Origin of the sequence: Bartonella sp. CL435QHHD, assembly GCF_042195095.1 — a bacterium.
Classification (GTDB): Bacteria; Pseudomonadota; Alphaproteobacteria; order Rhizobiales; family Rhizobiaceae; genus Bartonella.
In genome coordinates this window covers 1-1,079 of sequence record NZ_JBHINS010000011.1, presented here as the reverse complement: position 1 = coordinate 1,079, position 1,079 = coordinate 1, and the positions used below count along the sequence as shown (strand labels likewise).

The 1,079-nt window shown below is 34.6% G+C and carries 1 pseudogene; it reads right to left on the bottom strand.

The window, feature by feature from the left end:
• Positions 1-470 precede the first annotated feature (470 nt).
• Positions 471-1,079, bottom strand: a pseudogene (locus ACFILH_RS00510) (hypothetical protein); the annotation flags it as partial.

Sequence of the window (1,079 nt, the reverse complement as noted above, 5' to 3'; positions counted from 1 at the left end):
TCCAAATGTAAAAAGAACGTTTTTTGCAGATATTTATTGAATATGCATTTGCTTTTGATTGGATTGTTAAAGCTACCGAGCGTTTTGATTTGTTTGATACGTTTGATAGCCATAACAAGCGTTATAGGTTTTCTCATTCAAATGAGTGATTAAAGATCATATGCATCATTTACATTCCTTTTGATAAGTTTTCATATCTCTCATAGAGCGCTTGCAATATGATACGTTTTGTATATATGCATTCATTACTCCATTGTGGATGATTCATTTTAATCAATAAAAAACGCTATTTGAAAGCCGCGTCATATCATTTGGGACGGCTTTTTTTTTATTTTACTCTCTCTTTTATGATATGTTTATAGCAATGCATTTTATATGCGTTTATAACCATAAAGAATGCACGCCCCCCATCCCTGTTTTTATTCTGTTTTATCAGTTATATTGACAAGCTTATCACTTTCACAAACCTCTCAATTTTTTGGAACCAACCTTACTTTGCTTTTTTTGTTGATTTTAGCATTGCCATAAGCACGCCCCCAGATCGTTGCACAATATGAGATTTTAGCATTGCCATAAACAGAGCCATAAATCTCACAAGAGCCACTCACACAAGCATTTCCATAAACCTTGCCATAAATTTTAGCACGACCATTAATAACAGCATAATTATAAATTTTTGCATGGCTATAAATNGAGATTTTAGCATTGCCATAAACAGAGCCATAAATCTCACAAGAGCCACTCACACAAGCATTTCCATAAACCTTGCCATAAATTTTAGCACGACCATTAATAACAGCATAATTATAAATTTTTGCATGGCTATAAATGCAAGCAGAGCCACAAACCTTGGCATGACCATAAACGCGTGCATAACTAAAAACCGTAGCATCATAAGAAACATGCGCATGATCATAAATATGAGCATCAGCAAGAATGCGGGCACTACCATTCACATGAGCATACCCATAAACATTGCCATAAACATGAGCATTGCCATAGACAAAAGCATGGTCATAAACTTTAGCATATTGAGAGATAAAAGCTTTTCCATAGACCTCAGCATTGCCATAAACTTG